An 18,836-nucleotide genomic window follows, 5' to 3' on the forward strand; every position below is an offset into this window, starting at 1 on the left:
TTCGCGGCCTCGGCGGTCTCTGTTGCAAATGTGGCATCCCGATCTTGGAGCCGCGCCGATGTCCGCACGCTACCCGCAATTCAAGGCTGCCGCCTGTCACGTCGCCCCGGTCTACCTGGACAGCGCCGCCACGGCCGAGAAGGCGGCGGCGCTGATCGGCGAGGCGGCGCGCGCCGGCGCCGGTCTCGTGGTGTTCCCCGAGGGCTTCATGCCGGGCTTCCCCCTCTGGGTGGCCCTCCGCGCGCCGATCCACAACCACGACCTGTTCAAGCGTCTCGCGGCCGAGTCCGTTCGCCTCGACGGACCGGAGATCGGCGCGGTGCGCGCCGCCGCGCGGCGCCACGGCGTTCTCGTCTCGCTCGGTTTCAGCGAGAGCACCGAGGCCAGCGTCGGTTGCCTGTGGAACGCGAACGTCCTGATCGGGCCGACCGGCGCCATCCTCAACCACCACCGCAAGCTCGTGCCGACCTTCTACGAGAAGCTCGTCTGGGCGAACGGCGACGCCCGAGGCCTGCGGGTGACCCCCACCGAACTCGGTCGGGTCGGTATGCTCATCTGCGGCGAGAACACCAATCCCCTGGCCCGCTACGCGCTGATGGCGCAGGGCGAGCAGGTTCACATCTCGACCTATCCGCCGGCCTGGCCGACCCGCCCGCCGGGGGAGAGCGCGGCCTACGACCTGAAGCGGGCCATCGAGATCCGCGCCGGGGCCCATGCCTTTGAGGCCAAGGTGTTCAACATCGTCTGCTCCGCCGTCCTCGACGGGGCCGCGAAGGCGCTCGTCTGCGGGCGGGACGCCTCCCTCGTCGACCTCGTCGAGCGGACCCCGGCGGGCGTGTCCATGGTGCTCGATCCCACCGGCGCGCATGTCGTGGAGCCCCACCAGGGCGGTGAGGCGATCGTCTACGCCGACATCGACGTCGCGGCCTGCGTGGAGCCCAAGCAGTTCCACGACGTGGTCGGCTACTACAACCGCTTCGACATTTTCCAACTCAACGTCGACCGCACGCCGCGGGAGCCGGTCAGCTTCGATGCGGCCGTCCAGGCCGCGGGGTACCCCGGCGACCGCCTCGAGACCCCCGACGCATCGGGCTTGAGCGCCGCCGGGGGAGCCCATGGGGGCGCCGGCCTGGCGCGTCCCGGCCTCTCGGAGACGACGGCCGAACCGCCGCGCCGCGGCGGCCACTGAGGGATCGGGCGCGGCCCGTCCCGAGCCGCGCCCGCGTCGGAGGCTTACGGCCTCACGCAGATGTTTCGCCAGACCCCACCCGATCGACGGAGGCGCAGCGTGCTTTCACCCGACAGAATAGACCTTCACGAAGAAGGAACGGAGTTCGCCAGGATCGCGCGAACCAGATCTCACGTCGCGATCGGTTTGAGTGTCGTGATGATCGCGATGTATTTCAGCTTCATGACGATGTTCGCGTTCGCGAAGCCTGTGATGGGGACGATTCTGGCGCCCGGATTGTCGCTCTGCATCTTGCTCGGGGCGGGCGTGATCGTCGGGTCGTTCGTCCTGTGCCTCGTCTACGTCGTCTGGGCAAACCGCGTCTACGACCCGGCCGTGCGCCGGATCATGCGCTGAGGAGGGGACCATGCAGGCAGCGAACAATCCACTGGCCGTCACCTTCTTCTTCGTCTTCATGGCGTTGACGCTCGGGATCACCTACTGGGCCGCGCGGCGCACGCGCACCACGGACCAGTTCTTCGCCGCGGGCGGCCAGATCACGGCCTGGCAGAACGGCTGGGCGCTCGCGGGGGACTTCCTCAGCGCCGCTGCGCTCCTGGGCATCGCCGGCATCATCACGTCGAACGGCTTCGACGGGCTGATCTACTCCATCGGCTTCCTGGTCGGCTGGCCGATCATCTCGTTCCTGATCGTCGAGCCGCTGCGCAACCTGGGCAAGTTCACCTTCGCGGACGTCGTCGCCTATCGCCTGCGGCAGCGGCCCGTGCGCATGGCCGCCGCCCTCGGCACGCTGACCGTGATCCTGCTCTATCTGATCGCCCAGATGGTCGCGACGGGCTCGCTGATCAAACTCCTCTTCGGGATGCCCTACGCGGCCTCGGTCATCGTGGTCGGGACGGCGATGCTCACCTACGTGATCTTCGGCGGCATGCTGGCGACGACCTGGGTCCAGGTCATCAAGGCCGTGCTCCTCTCCGTCGGCGGGCTCGTCCTGGCGCTCCTCGTGCTCGCCCATTTCGACATGAACCCGCTGCGTCTCTTCGCGGCGGCCGCCGACAAATACGGCGAGCGCGTGCTGCAGCCCGGCTCCAAGGTCGCCGGCAGCGGGTGGGACGCGATCTCGCTGGGCGTGGGGCTGATGTTCGGGACGGCGGCGCTGCCGCACATCCTGATGCGCGCCTTCACGGTCCCGGACGTCAAGGAGGCGCGGATGTCGATCCTCTACGCCACCGGCATCATCGGCTCGTTCCACCTGCTCGTCTTCGTGATCGGCTTCGGAGCCATGGTCCTCGTCGGGCCGGAGGCGGTGATCAAGGCCGGCGGCGGCGGCAACATGGCGGCCCCGCTCCTCGCCCTCACGGTCGGCGGCAACGGGTTCTTCGGGTTCATCTGCGCGGTCGCTTTCGCGACGATGCTCGCCGTCGTCGCCGGGCTGACCCTGTCCGGGGTCGCCACGGTCTGCCACGACCTCTGGGTCAACGTGGTCCGCAACGGCCATGCGCCGGAGCGCGAGCAACTCGCCGTCGCCCGGATCGCGACGGTCGCCATCGCCGTCCTGGCCGTCGTCCTCGGCATCGTGTTCGAGGGGCAGAACGTCGCCTTCATGGCCGGGCTGGCCTTCGCCGTCGCCGCGGCGGCCAACTTCCCGGCCCTGCTTCTGTCCATCACCTGGAAGCGGTTCACGACCCCGGCGGCGGTGGCGAGCATCCTGGTCGGGACGGTCTCCTCGCTCCTGCTGATCGGCCTCTCCCCCACGGTTCAGGTCGACGTGCTGGGCCGGAGCCTCGCCGAGGTCTCCCAAGCCTGGTGGTTCGTCCCGATGAAGAACCCGGCGCTCATCAGCATGCCGCTGTCCTTCCTCGTCGCCATCGCGGTCTCGCTCGCGACCCAGGAGGAGGGCGCGGAGGGCCGCTTCCGGGAGATGCGGCGGCGGATCATGTTCGGCGCCTCGGGCGCGGCCTAGCCGGGCTCCCGCAACGCCGCCGTGGCGCGGCCTGACGGGACGGGACGGAAGCGTCCCGTCCCGCTTCGTTTCGGGCCGCCCGCCCGGGCGGGGACGCCGCCGGGCGCGTCAGGTTCGGATCGTCACGCCGAGCCGGGCGGCGGCGCGGCGCGCGGTCGCGGTGCGGCGCTCCGTGATCGCCGCCACCGAGGCGCGGGCCTGCTCGAGGATGTCGGGCGGCGCCTGCTCCGGCGTCCCGCAGGCGAAGGGCGGTTCGGGCGCGTAGGCCATGTAGAGCTGGATGGCCTTGGCCACGTCCTCGCCCCGCAAATCCGCCGCGAGGCGCAGGGCCCCGTCGATCCCGGCGGTGACGCCCGCCGCGAACACCCAGTCGCCATCGACGACGACCCGCGCATCGACGGGGGTCGCGCCGAAACAGGGCAGCAGATCGAAAGAGGCCCAGTGCGTGGTGGCCCGGCGGCCCTGCAGGAGACCGGCGGCGCCGCAGAGCAGGGCGCCGGTGCAGACCGAGAAGACGCTCCGCGCACCGGCGGCTTGGCGGCGGAGCCAATCGAGGACGGCCTCGTCCTCCATCAGGTCCTCCTGCCCGAACCCGCCGGGCACGTGCAGCACATCGAGCGGCGGGGCATCGCCGATGGCCGCATCCGGCGTCAGCCGCAGGCCGCGGACATCCCGAACAGGCGCGGCCGTCGGGCCGTAGATCCGGTAGGTCGCATTCGGGATGCGGGACAGCACCTCGAACGGGCCGGTCAGGTCGATCTGGTCGATGCCCTCGAAGAGCAGCGAGCCGATTTCCAGATGGGTGTCGGGCGAAATCATCGGTGCCTCCGGTGGACAGGGGCAGCCTAGTCCGGCAGGCTCTGGCGCAAATGCCAAATAGCCCTCGCTTTCCGCCAACGCCCGTTCGCTCCGTGGAGGTGCTCGCCTTCCCCGGCGTACAGATCCTCGACGTCACCGGGCCGCTTCAGGTCTTCGCATCGGCCAACGAGCATGTCGCGAAGGGGGGCGGCGTCCCGCCCTACCGGCTCTGCGTCGCCGCGAAGGGCGGTGGCTCCGTCGCCTCCTCCGCGGGCCTGGCGCTCGCCGCCGATCCACTGCCGTCCACGCCCGCAGGGGTCGACACCCTGGTCGTCGCCGGAGGGCCCGGCGTCGATGCCGCCGCCGCCGATCCCGACCTGATCGCGTGGCTGCGCGGACGCGCCGGGCAGGCGCGCCGCGTCGCCTCCGTCTGCACGGGGGCCTTCCTCCTGGCCGCCTCGGGGGCCCTGGACGGCCGGCGGGCCGTGACCCACTGGTCGTTCTGCGACGCCTTCGCCCGGCGCTTTCCCGCCGTGCGGGTGGAGGCGGACCCGATCTTCCTGCGGGATGGGCCGGTCTGGACCTCGGCCGGCGTGACCGCGGGGATCGATCTGGCGCTGGCGCTCGTCGAGGAGGATCTCGGCCGCGAAACGGCCATGGCGGTGGCGCGCTACCTCGTCGTCTTCCTGAAGCGCCCCGGCGGTCAGGCCCAGTTCAGCGCCGCCCTCGCGCTCCAGACGGCGGGGGACCGCTTCGGCGCGCTGCACCGCTGGATGCGGGCGAATGTCGGCGCGGACCTGTCGCTCCCGCGCCTCGCCGCGGAAGCCGGCATGAGCGAACGCAGCTTCAGTCGCCACTACGTGGACGAGACCGGGCTGACGCCGGCCCGGGCCGTCGAGCGGCTGAGGGTCGAGGCCGCGCGCCAGATGCTGGCGGAGACCCGGCAGCCCGTGAAGCGGATCGCCCGGCTCTGCGGGTTCGGGGCCGAGGAAACCATGCGTCGGAGCTTCCTGCGCCTCCTGGCGAGCACGCCGCAGGAGTACCGCGCCCGTTTCGGGGAAGCGTCGCAGGCGGCGGGCCCCGCTCCCGCGTAGGGATATACCAAATCCGGTTGATCCCTTCGGGATGGCGGATTTGGGCTTCGCTCAAACGCCGCGCGGGCTTGCCTGATCCGGGCTCCGCTTTGATCAAGCGGAGCCCGGATCAGGAGGGCTGCGATCCCCGGTCGGGGCCGGCTCGCGCCTCGTTCCATGACAATCGGACGTCGTAAGCCCGGTCGCGACGCGGTGTGCGCCTCCTCACCGCGTCGAGGAGGACAAGTGCCCTATCCGGCAGGGTGCATCGGTGGGCACCACCGTTTGGAAGAGGCCGTCCTCCGTGAGGAATGAACGACACCCGCGCCCCGGCTTCAGCCGGCGCCGCTTCGGGGGCCTGCTCGTCGGCGGCCTCGCGACGGGCGTGGCGACGCGGGCGATCCGTCCGGCCGCGGCGGCGTCCGAGGACGTGCGCATCGCCGATCTGGACTGGGTCGATGCCGGCCGGGCCCGCCCCGTCCCGGCCCGTCTGTACTGGCCGTCCTCGGAAACACGCGCGGGCGCGGTGCCCCTGATCGTGTTCTCGCACGGCCTCGGCCAGTCGCGGACGGGCTACGCCTATCTCGGGCGCCATTGGGCGGCCAACGGCTACGCGAGCCTTCACGTGCAGCATGTCGGGAGCGACGGCAGCGTCTGGGCCGGCAACCCGTTCGCGATTCTCGACCGCGTGAACGTGGCGGCCGACGAACGCGAGGCCCTCGCCCGCGCCGCCGATGTGAGCTTCGCCCTCGACCGGATTCTCGGCGCCGACAGCGCCTTCGCCCCCTTCATCGATCGGACGCGCCTCGTCGCCGCCGGCCATTCCTATGGCGCGAACACGACCCTGATCCTCGGCGGGGCGCGGGTCGTTCGCGACGGACGGATGCTCGACCGCAGGGACAGGCGCTTCAAGGCCGGCATCGTCATCTCGGCGCCGCCGTTCTACGGCGAGCGGGACCTGCACGCCGTGCTCGGCGCCGTCACCCTGCCGACCTTCCACGTCACCGCGACCGCGGACGTGATCGCCTTGCCCGGCCGGCGCTCCGCCGTGCAGGACCGTCTCGACGTCTACGCGGCGGTGGGAACCACCCGGAAGGCCTTGGCGGTCTTCGAGGGCGGGTCGCACAGCATCTTCACCGACCGGGCCCTGACGGGCGGCGCGCGGCTCAACCCCCAGGTGAAGCAGGCGACCGCGGAAGGCGCCCTCGCCTTCCTCGACCTGACGTTCCGGGACGATTCCTCGCCCCTGGCGGCCTGGAGCGAGACCTGGCGGCCGATCCTCGCGGTGGCCCCCATGGCGGGCCCCCTCGCCGATCCCTCGCGGCCCGCCTTCCGCCGGTCCCGGTCCCGCGTCTAGCGCCGCATCCTGGACATTGGGGTCGGACGGTTCTCCAAGCCGTCGGGCCGCATCGGATTCTCGAGGGCCCTGCCTTCCGCCTCCCGGGCCGATGCGACCGCGGTTGTGCCCTCCCCTCGCCCCGCTCGGACGGTTCATGTTCCACCTGATCTTCGGCCTGCCCAGCCTCTACGTCATCGCCCGGGTGGTGTGGCCCCTGCCCTGGCCGTTCGCGCTGAAGGCCTGCGTCGCGGTCCTCCTGCTCGTCGCCTCCCAGTACCACCTGTGGAGCCGCCTCTCCTCGGGCTCGGTGTTCTCCCCCGAGTTTCCGCGCGCGCTGGTGATCCTGTTCAACTGGGCCTTCGGCGCCATCGTCCTGCTCGCGGCGATGCAGGTGGTGCTCGATCTCGTGATGGGGGTCGGCACGCTCGTGCTCGGAGGCGGCCGGGCGATCCCCGTGGGGTGGCGCTACGCCGAGGCGATCCTGGCCCTGCTCCTGTCGGCCTTCGCGGTGCAGCAGGCCATCCGGGTGCCGCCGATCCGGGATGTCACCGTCGCGATCGCAAACCTCCCGGCCGGCTTCGAGGGCTATACCCTCCTCCAACTCACCGACCTGCATCTCAGCCGCCTGTTCCCGGCGGATTGGGCGCGCGAGGTCGTGGCGCGCTCCAACGCCCTCGGGGTCGATCTCATCGTCGTCACCGGCGACCTGATCGACGGCTCCCTCGCCGCCCGCCGCGCCGATGTCGCGCCGCTGCGGGATCTCCGGGCGCCCGATGGGGTCTGGCTGATCCCCGGCAACCACGAATACTTCTTCGAATACGCGGCCTGGATGCGCCATTATGCCGGTCTGGGCATGGCCGTGCTGCCGAACCGCCACACGGTCCTGAGGCGCGGGGACGCGGCCCTGGTCCTGGCTGGCGTCACCGACCTTTCGGCCTCGCATGCGGGCCAACCGCCCCACGACCTCGATGCGGCGCTGGCCGGCGCCCCGGCGGGGGCCCCCGTCATCCTTCTCGACCACCAGCCGCGGGGGGCGGCGACGGCCGCCGCGAAGGGCGTGGCGCTGCAGCTGTCCGGCCACACGCATGGCGGGATGATCGTGGGGCTCGACCGGCTGGTCGCTCGGGCGAATGGCGGCTTCGTCTCGGGCGCCTACGCCGTCGGGGGCATGACGCTCTACGTCAACAACGGCACGGGGCTGTGGCCGGGCTTCGCCCTGAGGTTGGGCCCGACCTCCGAGCTGACGCGCATCACGCTCCGGGCCGGAACGCGGCCGCCCGCCGGCTGACGCGGACCCCCGGCGCATCCCGTCTCGCGCCGCCTCGACACCCCTCGACGCGCGATCACGCCTGGGCCGCCTGACGGTTCAGACGCGCGGCGAGCTGATCGGCGAACTTGGTGGCCGCGACCGGGAGCAGGCGCCCGCGCAGCTGCGCCAGCACGACGCACATCGGGTCGAGGTCGCGGGTGTCGATCGGGCGGCTGTGCAGGCGCGGGTCCTCGGGGATTCCGCTCGGCACCTGGAAGCTGACGACATCCTCCCGCAGGACGACGTTGCGCAGGAATTCCAGCGATCCGGATTCCACGGTCGCCCGCATCTCGACGCCGCGCCGGGCCAAGGCGTGCTCGATGTGGTGGCGGATGGCCAGCGAGCGGTCGGGCAGGGCCAGCGCGTGGGCGAGGCAGTCGCGCAGCCGGATCGGCCCCTCCTGCGCCGCCAGGGGATGGCGGGCGCGCATCAGCACGCAGAGCGATTGGCGGCCCGCATAGAGCGCCTGCAGCTCCGCCGAGGGCGGCGGCTGGAGGATGAGCGCGAGGTCGGCCTCGAAGGAGACCAGGGCGGCCACCGCCTGGGTATGGTCGCGCACCTGCACGGTGAAGGCGACCTGCGGGAATTGCGCCCGGTAGGTCTCGACCTCCTCCGGGATCATCCGGGTGACGAAGGCTTGGCTGCAGGCCAGCGCCACATGGCCCCGGCGCACGCCGGAGAGGTCGGCGATCTGGGAGCGGACCCGGTCGAGATCCGCCGCCTGGTCACGGATGTGCCGCGCCAGCAATTCCCCCGCCGCGTTGAGGCGCATCCCCTGGGCGAGGCGCTCGAAGATCGGCGTTCCGAGCTCGTACTCGATGTCCTGGATCTGCCGGGTGAGGGCCGAGGGCGTGAGGTTGAGCCGCTCGGCCGCCCGCCGGATCGAGCCGCAGCGGGCGACCTCGGCCACCGCGGTGAGGCTGCGCAGATGCTTCATCCCGATGCTCCCGCGGAAGGTGTTGCCTAATTCGCAACAGATCCTTCAAGAAATAGCACTTCCCGGCAACACCCCCGCTTCCTAGGGTCGGGTCATCGGAACATGCAGGAGCCGCCCGATGATCGACCGCCGCAGCCTACTCGCCGGTCTCGGGACCGGCCTCGTCGCGAGTTCGTGGCCCGTCCGCCCCGCCTGGGCGCAGGCCGCCCCCACCGTCATCCGGATGGGCTCGCTCAAGCTCATCCACTCGATCGCACCCCATTTCTACGAGCGCTTCACCCCCGAGGGCGTGCGGGTCGAGGTCATCCCGTTCGAGAGCCCGACCGAGGGTAAGAACGCCGTCGTCACCAAATCGGTGGATTTCGGCACCTTCGGCCTCGCGGCGGCGACCCTCGGGGCGGCGGCGGGCGAGCCGATCGTCGTGATCGCCTCGACCTGCAACCGCGGCATGGGGGTGATCGCCCGCAAGGATTCCGACATCCGGTCGATCAAGGACCTGCGCGGCAAGCGAGTGGCGATCTGGCCCGGCAGCACGCAGGAGGTGTTCGCCCTGGAGCGGATGCGTATGGAGGGGCTGTCCGTGAAGGACATCACGCCGGTGCGCGTCTCCTTCTCGGAGATGCATCTCGCCCTCGCCCGCGGCGATGTCGACGCCTATGTCGGCGCCGAGCCCGCCCCCGGCGTCAGCCTCGCCTCGGGCATCGGCCAACTCGTCGAGTATCCCTACGGCACCGAGATGGGCTCGCTGAACATGGTGTTCGGCGCCCACCGGGACACGCTGGCCGAGCGGCCCGACCTCGTGCGCACCATGCTGCAGATCCACCGCAAGGCCACCGAGTTCGCCGCCAAGGACCGGGAGGCGATGATCGCCATGGCGGTGGCCAAGCTCGGCCAGAAGCGCGACGCGCTGGTGCTCTCGGCCCCGAACGTCGAACTCACCTGGAAGCTCGGGCCGGACGAGGTGCGTCAGGCCAAGATCTATGCCGAGCGCATGCTGGCCATGAAGCAGATCAAGCGGCTGCCTGAGGACGGCTTCATCGACACCCGCTTCGTCGACGCCATGAGGGACGCATGAGCGCCGCGATCGAGGGCGCCATGCGCCCCGCCGACATATCGGCCCCCTCGCCGGATTCCTTGCCGGCTCAGACGAAGGCGGCGTGGCCGGCCGCCCCGTTCCGCGTCCTCGACCGCCTGCGCGGGCCGGCCCTCGCCCTGGTGGTGCCGCTGGCGATCCTCGCGTTCTGGCACTTCGCCACCGCGGGCCGGCCCTACAGCTTGGTCCCGCCCCCCGCCGAAGTCTGGCTGGCGTTGCGCGACATGGCCTTCGGCGGCATCAACGACGACGCCTTCAGCGCCACCCTGTGGACCCATCTCTGGGCCTCGTTGTCCCGGGTCTATGGCGGCTTCGCCCTGGCCGCCGCGGCGGCCCTGCCGCTCGGCCTGATGATCGGGCGCGTGCCCGTGGTCCGGGCGCTGCTCGATCCCGTGTTGCAGATCCTGCGGCCGATTCCCGTCACCGCGTGGCTGCCGCTCGCCATGATCCTGTTCGGGCTCGGGGCCGGCTCGGCGTTCTTCCTCGTGTTCCTGGGGGCCTTCTACCCGATCCTCATCAACACCGTGTTCGGGGTGCGCTCGGTGGAGCCGCGCCTGTTCGAGGCGGCCGCGATGCTGGGCTGCACCGGCCCGGCCCAGTTCGTCCGGGTCGTGCTGCCCGCCGCCCTCCCCTCGATCTTCACCGGCCTGCGGCTCGGCCTCGGCTTCGCCTGGGTGGTGATCGTGGTCGGCGAGATGACCGGCGTCCAGACGGGCCTGGGCGCCGTCATCATGGAGGCGCGCCAGCTCTCCCGCACCGAGATCGTGATCTGCGGCATGGGCGTGATCGGCGTCGCCGGCTTCGTCTCGGACTGGGTCGTCATGCGCATCGGCCGCCGCCTCCTCTCCTGGAGCCCCTCCCATGGCTGAGCCCACCATTCCGATCCTGACGATCCGGGACGTTTCGAAGATCTACACGGCGCAGGGCCGCCGGACCGAGGCCCTGCGCGGGGCCGGCCTCACCGTCCAGCGAGGGGAATTCGTCTGCCTGCTGGGCGCCTCGGGCTGCGGGAAATCCACCCTCCTGCGCATCGCCGCCGGCTTCGAGGCGCCGAGCTCCGGCGAGGCCCTGATGTGGGGCAAGCCGATCGCCGGCCCCGCGCCGAGCCGCGGCATGGTCTTCCAGGATTACGGCCTGTTCCCCTGGCTCTCGGTGCATGACAACATCGGCTTCGGCCCGAAATCCCGGGGCCGCCCCGCGGCGGAGGTCCGCGACACCGCGCGCCGCTACATCGATCTGGTCGGGCTCGGGCGCTTCGCCGAGGCCTATCCGCACCAGCTCTCGGGCGGCATGAAGCAGCGCGTGGCCATCGCCCGCGTGCTCGCCAACGAGGCCGAGATGGTGCTGATGGACGAGCCGTTCGGGGCGCTCGACGCCATGACCCGCGAGCGGCTCCAGGACGAACTCCTCGACCTGTGGGCGCGGACCGGCCTCACCGTGCTGTTCGTCACCCACGCCATCGAGGAGGCGATCTTTCTCGCCGACCGGATCGTGATGATGTCGCCGGGACCGGGCCGGATCGAGACCGTCCACACCGTCGATCTGCCGCGGCGCCGGGACGTGTCGAGCCCCGCCTTCAACGATCTGCGCCGGATGCTGTCGGCCCAGCTCCACAGCCACCACGCGCCGAAGGCCGCCTGATGGTCGTCCTCGACGCCCCCGGCTGGCGCGACCTCGACCGCGCCGCCCTGACCCGGGCCTACGACAATACGGGGGCGGTCCGGGACAGCGCCGCCCTCGTGGCGGGCTGGCGCGCCCGCAGCGCCGCGTTCCGCGAGGGCACGGCGGGGCGCAGCCTCGCCTACGGGCCCGCCCAACGGCAGGCGCTCGATCTCTATCGCTGCGGCGCGCCGCAGGCACCCTGCCTCGCCTTCGTCCATGGCGGCTACTGGCAGCGCAACGCCCGCGAGGATTTCACCTGCATGGCCGAGGGGCCGCTCGCCCTCGGCCTCGACGTGGCGCTCGTCGGCTACACCCTGGCGCCGGAGGCGAGCCTCACCCGGATCGCCGAGGAGATCGGGGCCGCGCTTCGCCTCCTGCGCCGGGAGACCGGCGCGGGGCGCCTCGTCGTCGCGGGCTGGTCGGCCGGCGGCCATCTCGCGGCCCTGATGACCGCCCTGGCGGCGGAGACGGTCGATGCCGCCCTGGCGGTGAGCGGGATCTTCGATCTCGAACCGATCGCCGCCACCGCCCTCGACGACGCGCTCGATCTCACCGAGGCGGAGGTGGCCGAGCTCTCGCCGATCCGCCGCCTTGCCCCAAGCGGGCCTCCGGTCTCGGTGATCTATGGCGGGGCCGAACTGCCCGCGCTGTGCCGCCAATCCGAGGCTTATCACGCCGCCCGCCGGGCGCTGGGCCTCGCGGGCGAGCGCCATGTGGTGCCGGGGGCCGACCACTTCCGGGTGCTCGACGCCCTGATCGCGCCCGACGGGCGCATCGCCCGAGAAGCCGCCCGCCTCGCGGGCCTGTGACACGCGAAAACGAGGACGGACCGTGCCTCCCTTCCCGACCATCTCCGCCCTGCATGCGGCCTACGCGGCCGGCCTCCACCCGAGAGCGGTTCTGGCCGAGACCTACCGTCGCCTCGCGGAGATCGACGATCCGGGCATCTTCCTGACCCTGCTGCCCGAGGCCGACGCCGTGGCCGCCGCCGAGGCGCTCGGGGCGTTCGATCCCGAAGCCCAGCCGCTCTGGGGCGTGCCCTTCGCGGTCAAGGACAATCTCGACGTCGCCGGCCTGGCCACCACCGCGGCCTGCCCGGATTTCGCCCACACGGCGGCCGAGACCGCGCCGGCGATCGTGCGCCTGCTCGCCGCGGGCGCGATCCTGATCGGCAAGACCAATCTCGACCAGTTCGCCACCGGCCTCGTCGGCCTGCGCACGCCCCATCCGGCCCCGCGCAACGCCCTGAACCCGGGCCTCGTGCCCGGCGGCTCGAGCAGCGGCTCGGCGGTCGCGGTCGCGCACGGGCTCGTCGCCTTCGCCCTCGGCACCGACACGGCGGGGTCCGGGCGGGTGCCGGCGGGCCTCAACAACGTGGTCGGGCTCAAGCCCTCCCTCGGCTCCGTGTCGAGCCGGGGCCTGCTGCCGGCCTGCCGGACCCTCGACACCATCTCGGTCTTCGCCGGCACGGTGGCGGATGCCGACCGGGTCTTCCGGGTCATGGCGGGCTTCGACGCCGCCGACCCCTATTCCCGCGACCTGCCGGTTCCGCCCCCGCCGCCCGGCCTTCCCCCCGGCCTGCGGGTCGGCGTGCCGGATGACGCGAGCCTGCGCTTCGGCGGCGATCCCCTGTCGGCGGCGGCCTTCGCGGCGGGGATGGACGACCTCGCCTCCCTCGCCGGCCCCGCGGAAGCGGTCGATCTCGCGCCGATGTTCGCCACCGCCGCCCTCCTCTACGACGGCCCCTGGGTCGCCGAGCGGTATCAGGCGATCCGCGCGCTCATCGAGACGCGGCCCGAGGCCCTGCACCCGACCACCCGCGCGGTGATCGGCCGGGCCACGGGCTTCAGCGCCGCCGACGCCTTCGCCGGCCTCTACCGGCTGGCGGAGCTGCGCCGGGCCGCGGAAGCCCTGTGGGCGCAGATCGACGTCTTGATGGTGCCGACCTTTCCGCGGCCAATTACCTGTGCCGCCCTCGAGGCCGACCCGATCGGGCCCAACAGCGAGCTCGGGACCTACACGAACTTCGTCAACCTGCTCGATCTCTGCGCGCTGGCGGTGCCGGGCCGCTTCCGGACTGACGGCCTTCCGGCGGGCCTCACGCTGATCGCCCCCCGCGGCCGGGACGGGCTCCTGGCCGCCCTGGGGGCCCGCCTCCACGCGGCGGCCGGAATCCCCCTCGGCGCGAGCGGGGCGTCGGTGCCGGCGCCGCCGGCCGGGCCGGCGAGCGCGGGACCGGACGAGATCGAGCTCGCGGTGATCGGCGCGCATCTGTCGGGCCTGCCACTCAACCGCGAGCTGACCGGCCTCGGGGCCCGGTTCCTGCGGGCGGGCGAGACGCGGTCGGACTACCGCCTCTACGCGCTGCCCGGTGGCCCGCCCCGGCGGCCGGGTCTGCTGCGGGTCGCGGCCGGGGCGGGCGCCGCCATCGCGGCGGAAGTCTGGGCCCTGTCGCCGGCCGCCTTCGGCCGCTTCGTGGCCGCCATCCCGGCCCCCCTCGGCATCGGCACCCTTCACCTCGCCGACGGCACCCGCCCGAAGGGATTTCTGGTCGAGTCCGAAGGGATCGGCGCGGGGACGGACATCACCGGCTACGGCGGCTGGCGGCGTTACCTCGCCGCCCAGAGCGAGGGAGCGCCCCCGCCCGAGGCGGCCGGGCAACGGTCTCGCCACGTCGCGTAGAGACGGGGCTCGGCGATCGGATCGGGGACGGGTCTCTCCGTTCTCGGGCCGACGCGCTCGGAGCCCTCCGCCCGTCCCAAACCGGCCGAGACCCCGGTCAGGCGCCGATCCAGGCCGCGTGAACCGGGCCGTGGGCGGTGTCGGGCTTGGCGTCGCCGATGAAGACCACGACCGGACCGTGGACGTCGCGCCGGGGGTCGTAGAAGTCGAGCAGGTCCGGCGCGATCTCTTGGAAGAAGCGCGGGCGGACGCCGTCCCGGCGCAAGAGGTGGTCGATGACGACCTGATCGCCATGCACCGCGTTGGGCACCGGGCCGCAGCAGCCGGGCGCCATCCAGCGCGCGGGCTCGGCCGCGAACCGCGCGTAGAGCCCGGCGAGCGCGTCGCCGTCCCAGCGCAGCAGGGCGCTGGAGAGACGCCCCTTGTGGAAGTAATCCTCCATCGCCGCGAGGCCGGGCGCGGCCAGGGCGTCGGCGGGGCCGGTGAGGACGGTGTCGAGGTCGCACAGGAGCGCCGTGCCCTCGGCGAGACCGGGCCGGAACGCCTCCATCTTCGCCCACCAGGCCGGCCAGTCGTGCCGCAGGGGCACGCGCGCGACGCCCTCGACCGCGAGCGGCAGGTCGGTCAGGCAGAGGATGCGCGTGAAGGCCGGCGCGTGGCGGCGCACGCCGCGGGCCAGCCGCTCGACCCAGGTCGCGTCGTAGCGACCGCCGCCCTTCAGCACCGTGATCAGCGTGGACATGAATCCCCATCATCCGTGCAGGGAATGGAGGTGCAGGCGCCCGGCCGCCTGATTCTCCGCGAACCACGCGCGCTCGGCCGCCCAAGGGTGGCCGGGCCAGCCGTCGAAGCCGAAGCCGTAGGCCTGGATCGGGGCGGCCCCGCGGGAGCGGGCGAGCAGGAGCGCCAGCGTCACGAGGAAGCCGGTGCTCGGGTTCGGGGGCCGGTTCGGGCGGGAGGCGAGCAGGCCCCGCGCCCGCTCGTGCAGCGCGTCCGGCAGGATGTGGATCGGCCGACCCAGCGGGCGTAGCCGCGCCAGGGCCTCGCGGGTCCAGCAGATCGGCTCGGGGCGGTTCTGCGCTTCCGGCAGCATCGGGAAGGGTAGGATGAAGGCCTGCGCCGCCCGGACCACGGGCCGCTCCAGGAAGTGCCGATCCGCTAGCCATTCGCGCATCTGGCCGCCGCGGTTGACCAGGGCGAGATGCGTCACCCGGGCGCCGGTCGGCCCCCCGAAGCCCGCCGCGTTGTTGAAGCGCACGACGCAGGCCGCCGCGTCGATGGCGCCGGCCGCCGCACGGATCTCCGGCGCATTGCCGACGACGGCGAGGGACCCGGTGGCCGGACACCCGTCGCGCCCGGCGGGGATCGGGGGGGGGAATGGGGGAATGTCGATGGACACCGGGGCGGGGACTCGGGGGGCATGGGGACTGGGGCTCGGGGAACCGCCGAGGTCGGGCGCCGGTTCGATGGGGCCAGGACCCGCCGAGGTGCCGCAGGGGAGGCAACCCGACGTGACGCGCATGCGCCGGTGCTTCGTCTGCGACGCCGACATGGTGGCGCCGAGCGCGCGGCACCTGATCTATCCGGAGGGGGGGCGCCGCGCGTTCCCGTGGGCCTGCGGCGCCTGCGGGGTCCTGCTCGAGGGCGACGCGGAGGCCGCCCGCTGCCGCGAGCACCTGGCCCGGGCTCTCGCCGGGGCGTTGTTCGTGCCCGATCGGCACGCGTCCTACGGGCTCGACCTCTACACCGTGCGCAGTGCCGCGACCCGGTTCGGACGCGGCCTCCGCCCGCTCGAGGCGGCGGACCGCGCGGCGCTGCGGCATCCCCATGCGGAGCGCGCCGCGCGGGCGGAGCTCTACCCGCTCGACGCGGCCGAGACGCGCCCGGTCTCCCTCGGGCTCCTTTGCCGGGGCGACGAGCGGGACGCGGTGCTGGCGCGCCTGCCGGCGCAGGCGGGCTGGACCGACGACGTGGCGATCCTGCTCGATGGGGAAGATGCCGCCCCCCGAGCGGTCGCGGTGCCCGGATTCACGGACGGCGCCGTGCGCGTGGCCGCCCGGCCGCTCTCCGGCGACTTCGCCGCGCAGCGCAACGCCCTTCAGGCCCTGGCCCGCCACCCCTGGATGCTGCAGCTCGATGCCGACGAGGCGCTCGCTCCGGCGGCGGGCCGGCTGTTGCCGCCGCTCGCCGCGCTCGCCGAGGACGGCGCCGTCCGCTCGATCGGGCTGGCACGGAGGAACCGCGTCGACGGCGTCCTCTCCGACGTCTACCCGGACGTGCAGTACCGCTTGAACCGCCGCGACGTGACCTATGCCGGTCGCGTCCACGAGCGGCCCTGTCTCGCCGGCGGCTGGCGCGAGAGCCTCATCGCCCTGCATGGCGGGATCGAGCATCGCTTGAGCCGCGCCCATGTCGAGGCCCGCTCGCGGATCTACGAGACGCTGGACCCCGGCCGTGGCCGCCCGGAGGAGGCCGAGGCGCTGCTGCGCCCCTACCGCGAGTGAGGGCCCTCGGCCCCCAAAGGTTGGGACCGGGTCCCTGACGGTCCGGCCGCGCCGATCAGGCGCCCCGCGCGGCTTGGTAGAGTGCCAGGGTCTCCCGCGCGAGGCTCGCCCGGTCGAACTGCCCGGCTGCCGCCAGCGCCCGCGCAGCGTAGGCGCGCCGCAGGGCGGGATCGCGCAGGAGCGGACGCAGGGCGTCGGCCAGCGCCGGGCCGGTGGCAGCCTGCGCGAGCGGTCCCGCGCTCGGCGCTCCGACGAAGGCGCGGGCGCTCGCATCCTCGGCGCAGGCGACGACCGGCCGGCCATAGGCCATGGCCTCCTGATAGACGAGGCCGAAACTCTCGTAGCGGGAGGGGGCGAGCACCGCATGGGCCTCCGCATAGGCCTGCGCCAGCCGGGCCCCGTCGATCCGGCCGCGGGCGTGGATGCGCTGCCGCGCGGCCTCGGACAGATCCGGCGGCACCGCCTCCGGTGGCACGCCGACGAGGTCGAGGCGGAAGGCCGGCAGGGTCCCCCGCGCTTGCTCCTCGGCCAGGATCGCGACCGCGCCGAGCAGGGCATCGAACCCCTTGCGCGCCTCTGCCCGCCCGACGAACAGCAGGCGCAGCGGCGTCTCCGTTTCCGGATAGGCGGCGGCGCGGGCGCTCGCCCGAATCTCCGGCGGCAGGCTGAGGCCGATCACGGCGGAGGGTTGGCGCCCGGAGAGGCGATAGGCCCGCGCGATCACCGCCCCGTGCGCGGCGGTGTTGGCGATGAGGCCGGCGCTGCCCCGCGCCTGCCGCCGCTCCAGCGCGTCGGCGGCGAGACCGTCGAGGCGGTCGCGGGGCCCGGCGCCGCCCTCTCGGGTGAAGGCGGCGGGCGTCGAGCTGCACGGCCGGGGCGTACCAGTTCGTCGCCTCGATCACGGCGAAGGGCGCGCGGGCATGGGCGGCCAGGACGGCCCGCCGGAAGGCGAGCGGCGCGGCCAGATGCCCGAGCGCCCCCCATCGACGCAGGCGCGCCAGCCCGCCGCCGGGCGCGAGCGCAAGGCCCTCGATCGCGACGCCGCCGGCCCACGCCCGGCCGGTGCGGTCGACGGTGAACACGGTCACGTCCTGGCCCGCTTCCGCGAGGCTCTCGGCGATCTCGCGGGCCGCGGTCGAGAGCCCGCTCGGGGCCGGCGGGTAGTCCCAGGCGAGCAGCGCGATCCGCATCAGGCGGCGCGCAGGCGCTGGTAGAGGGCGAGGTAGTCGCGGGCCATGCGCTCGGCGGTGAAGCGTTCCTCGAAGCGGCGGCGCACCTGCCGGCGGTCGAGCCCGTCGATCCGGGCGAGCGCCGCGACGGCCTCGGCCTCCGAGGCGACGACGAAGCCGGTCACCCCGTTCTCGACGATCTCGGGGACCGAGCCGCGGTTCCAGGCGATCACCGGCGTGCCATGCGCCATCGCCTCGATCATCACGAGGCCGAAGGGCTCGGGCCAGTCGATGGGGAACAGCAGCGCCCGGGCCTCCCCCAGCAACGCGCTCTTGCCGGCGTCGTCCAGGGGCCCGAGATAGGTGGCGTCGGGCCCGAGCAGGGGCCGCACCCTCCGCTCGAAATAGTCGGGGTTGCCGACATCGATCGTGCCCCCGAGGCGGATCGGACACCCCGCGGCGCGGGCGACGCGGATCGCCGTGTCCGGCCGCTTCTGGTCGGTCATCCGGCCGAGGAAGGCCACATGCGCGCCCGCCTCGGTCCGCAGCGCGTAGCGGTCGTCACGGAGACCGTGATGCACGACGCCGGCCCGGTTCGCGGCCGGCAGACCCGCGGCCTGCGCCGCCGAGATCGCCGCCACCGGCAGATCGGGAAAGCCGGCGAAGAACAGCGCGCGGTCGAGTTCGTCCACGCGCCAATGCACCGTGGTGAGGCTGTGGCGCCGCCGGGGCCCGAGCAGGGCCGCGTGGGCGAACTCGCCGTGGCAATGCACGATGTCGAAGTCGTCGAGCCGCTGGCGCAGGGCCTCCAGCTGCAGCGCGTCGAGCGCCGCGGGCACGCCCGGCGCGACCCGGCCGAAGCGCCGCTCCAGGGCTGCGAGACTCGGGTTGTCGCCCACGCGGGGCAGATCGGTGACGCTGTCGGACGGGGCGAACAGCGTCACTTCGACGCCCAGGTTCCGCAAGGCCAACGATAGGTCGTGGACGATTCTTTCAGTGCCGCCATGATGCTGCGGCGGAACAGGAAAGATATTCGGGGCGACTTGAGCGACGCGGAGCAACAGCTTCACCTACATATGATGTATACGGTCCAGGGCGATCCGTTCCATAGACCATCC

The 18,836-nt window shown here is 72.9% G+C and carries 17 protein-coding genes and 1 pseudogene; 12 read left to right on the forward strand and 6 right to left on the reverse strand.

Annotated elements, in window-relative coordinates; all coding sequences use genetic code 11:
- The first annotated feature begins 58 nt into the window (after nucleotides 1-58).
- From LW587_RS06080 to LW587_RS06090, 3 genes are all read left to right on the forward strand, one after another.
- A complete protein-coding gene (locus LW587_RS06080; RefSeq protein WP_232628697.1) occupies nucleotides 59-1,189 on the forward strand; it encodes a carbon-nitrogen hydrolase family protein in 1,131 nt (376 codons plus the stop codon).
- Nucleotides 1,190-1,288: 99 nt separating this feature from the next.
- Complete coding sequence (locus tag LW587_RS06085) at nucleotides 1,289-1,585, forward strand: DUF485 domain-containing protein (protein WP_232628698.1); 297 nt, start codon at nucleotides 1,289-1,291, stop codon at nucleotides 1,583-1,585.
- A gap of 10 nt (nucleotides 1,586-1,595) precedes the next feature.
- Nucleotides 1,596-3,152: a sodium:solute symporter family transporter gene (locus LW587_RS06090; protein WP_232628699.1), complete on the forward strand. Its 1,557-nt coding sequence runs from the start codon at nucleotides 1,596-1,598 to the stop codon at nucleotides 3,150-3,152.
- A gap of 108 nt (nucleotides 3,153-3,260) precedes the next feature.
- Here the strand turns inward: LW587_RS06090 and LW587_RS06095 are convergent, their stop codons facing one another.
- Nucleotides 3,261-3,971 (reverse strand): DJ-1/PfpI family protein, encoded by a 711-nt coding sequence (locus LW587_RS06095; RefSeq protein ID WP_232628700.1) that lies wholly within the window; start codon nucleotides 3,969-3,971, stop codon nucleotides 3,261-3,263.
- Nucleotides 3,972-4,021: 50 nt separating this feature from the next.
- On the opposite strand from LW587_RS06095, the gene LW587_RS06100 reads away from it, so the two are divergent.
- The 3 genes from LW587_RS06100 to LW587_RS06110 all read left to right on the forward strand — a co-directional run bounded on the left by LW587_RS06100 (nucleotide 4,022) and on the right by LW587_RS06110 (nucleotide 7,650).
- Nucleotides 4,022-5,044 (forward strand): GlxA family transcriptional regulator, encoded by a 1,023-nt coding sequence (locus tag LW587_RS06100; protein WP_232628701.1) that lies wholly within the window; start codon nucleotides 4,022-4,024, stop codon nucleotides 5,042-5,044.
- A gap of 283 nt (nucleotides 5,045-5,327) precedes the next feature.
- A complete protein-coding gene (locus LW587_RS06105) occupies nucleotides 5,328-6,380 on the forward strand; it encodes an alpha/beta hydrolase family protein (protein ID WP_232628702.1) in 1,053 nt (350 codons plus the stop codon).
- Nucleotides 6,381-6,516: 136 nt separating this feature from the next.
- A complete protein-coding gene (locus LW587_RS06110) occupies nucleotides 6,517-7,650 on the forward strand; it encodes a metallophosphoesterase (protein ID WP_232628703.1) in 1,134 nt (377 codons plus the stop codon).
- A gap of 55 nt (nucleotides 7,651-7,705) precedes the next feature.
- Here LW587_RS06110 and LW587_RS06115 read toward each other — a convergent pair whose 3' ends face one another.
- Nucleotides 7,706-8,608 carry a LysR family transcriptional regulator gene (locus LW587_RS06115; RefSeq protein WP_232628704.1) on the reverse strand — a complete coding sequence of 301 codons (903 nt, stop codon included), beginning with the start codon at nucleotides 8,606-8,608 and terminating at the stop codon, nucleotides 7,706-7,708.
- A gap of 118 nt (nucleotides 8,609-8,726) precedes the next feature.
- Between LW587_RS06115 and LW587_RS06120 the strand changes: the two genes are divergently transcribed.
- From LW587_RS06120 to atzF, 5 genes are read left to right on the forward strand one after another with little or no spacing between them, the layout of a single operon-like run.
- Nucleotides 8,727-9,683, forward strand: coding sequence for an ABC transporter substrate-binding protein (locus tag LW587_RS06120; protein WP_232628705.1), 957 nt, complete (start codon nucleotides 8,727-8,729; stop codon nucleotides 9,681-9,683).
- The gene (locus tag LW587_RS06125; RefSeq protein WP_232628706.1) at nucleotides 9,680-10,570 is read left to right on the forward strand and encodes an ABC transporter permease; all 891 of its coding nucleotides are present in this window, start codon (nucleotides 9,680-9,682) and stop codon (nucleotides 10,568-10,570) included. The genes LW587_RS06120 and LW587_RS06125 overlap by 4 nt, the downstream gene beginning before the upstream one ends.
- Nucleotides 10,563-11,342 (forward strand): ABC transporter ATP-binding protein, encoded by a 780-nt coding sequence (locus LW587_RS06130; RefSeq protein WP_232628707.1) that lies wholly within the window; start codon nucleotides 10,563-10,565, stop codon nucleotides 11,340-11,342. The genes LW587_RS06125 and LW587_RS06130 overlap by 8 nt, the downstream gene beginning before the upstream one ends.
- Nucleotides 11,342-12,172 (forward strand): alpha/beta hydrolase, encoded by an 831-nt coding sequence (locus tag LW587_RS06135; protein ID WP_232628708.1) that lies wholly within the window; start codon nucleotides 11,342-11,344, stop codon nucleotides 12,170-12,172. Before LW587_RS06130 ends, LW587_RS06135 begins: the two co-directional genes overlap by 1 nt.
- Nucleotides 12,173-12,194: 22 nt before the next feature.
- Nucleotides 12,195-14,045 carry an allophanate hydrolase gene (atzF, locus tag LW587_RS06140; protein WP_232628709.1) on the forward strand — a complete coding sequence of 617 codons (1,851 nt, stop codon included), beginning with the start codon at nucleotides 12,195-12,197 and terminating at the stop codon, nucleotides 14,043-14,045.
- 97 nt (nucleotides 14,046-14,142) lie between these two features.
- On the opposite strand, the gene LW587_RS06145 is transcribed toward atzF, so the two are convergent.
- Nucleotides 14,143-14,787, reverse strand: a complete 645-nt coding sequence (locus LW587_RS06145) for a hypothetical protein (protein ID WP_232628710.1) — start codon at nucleotides 14,785-14,787, stop codon at nucleotides 14,143-14,145.
- Between the two features lie 9 nt (nucleotides 14,788-14,796).
- Complete coding sequence (locus LW587_RS06150) at nucleotides 14,797-15,444, reverse strand: hypothetical protein (protein ID WP_442919094.1); 648 nt, start codon at nucleotides 15,442-15,444, stop codon at nucleotides 14,797-14,799.
- Between the two features lie 121 nt (nucleotides 15,445-15,565).
- On the opposite strand from LW587_RS06150, the gene LW587_RS06155 reads away from it, so the two are divergent.
- On the forward strand, nucleotides 15,566-16,549 hold the full coding sequence (locus LW587_RS06155) for a hypothetical protein (RefSeq protein WP_232628711.1): 984 nt from the start codon (nucleotides 15,566-15,568) through the stop codon (nucleotides 16,547-16,549).
- A 55-nt stretch (nucleotides 16,550-16,604) separates the two neighbouring features.
- Here LW587_RS06155 and LW587_RS06160 read toward each other — a convergent pair.
- Together LW587_RS06160 and LW587_RS06165 are read right to left on the reverse strand one after the other, a co-directional pair.
- Nucleotides 16,605-17,739: pseudogene (locus LW587_RS06160) on the reverse strand (glycosyltransferase family 4 protein).
- Nucleotides 17,739-18,779 (reverse strand): glycosyltransferase family 4 protein, encoded by a 1,041-nt coding sequence (locus LW587_RS06165; protein WP_332839823.1) that lies wholly within the window; start codon nucleotides 18,777-18,779, stop codon nucleotides 17,739-17,741. The pseudogene LW587_RS06160 and the gene LW587_RS06165 overlap by 1 nt, the downstream one beginning before the upstream one ends.
- Nucleotides 18,780-18,836 lie beyond the last annotated feature (57 nt).

The organism is Methylobacterium sp. Leaf118 (assembly GCF_920984675.1).
Classification (GTDB): Bacteria; Pseudomonadota; Alphaproteobacteria; order Rhizobiales; family Beijerinckiaceae; genus Methylobacterium.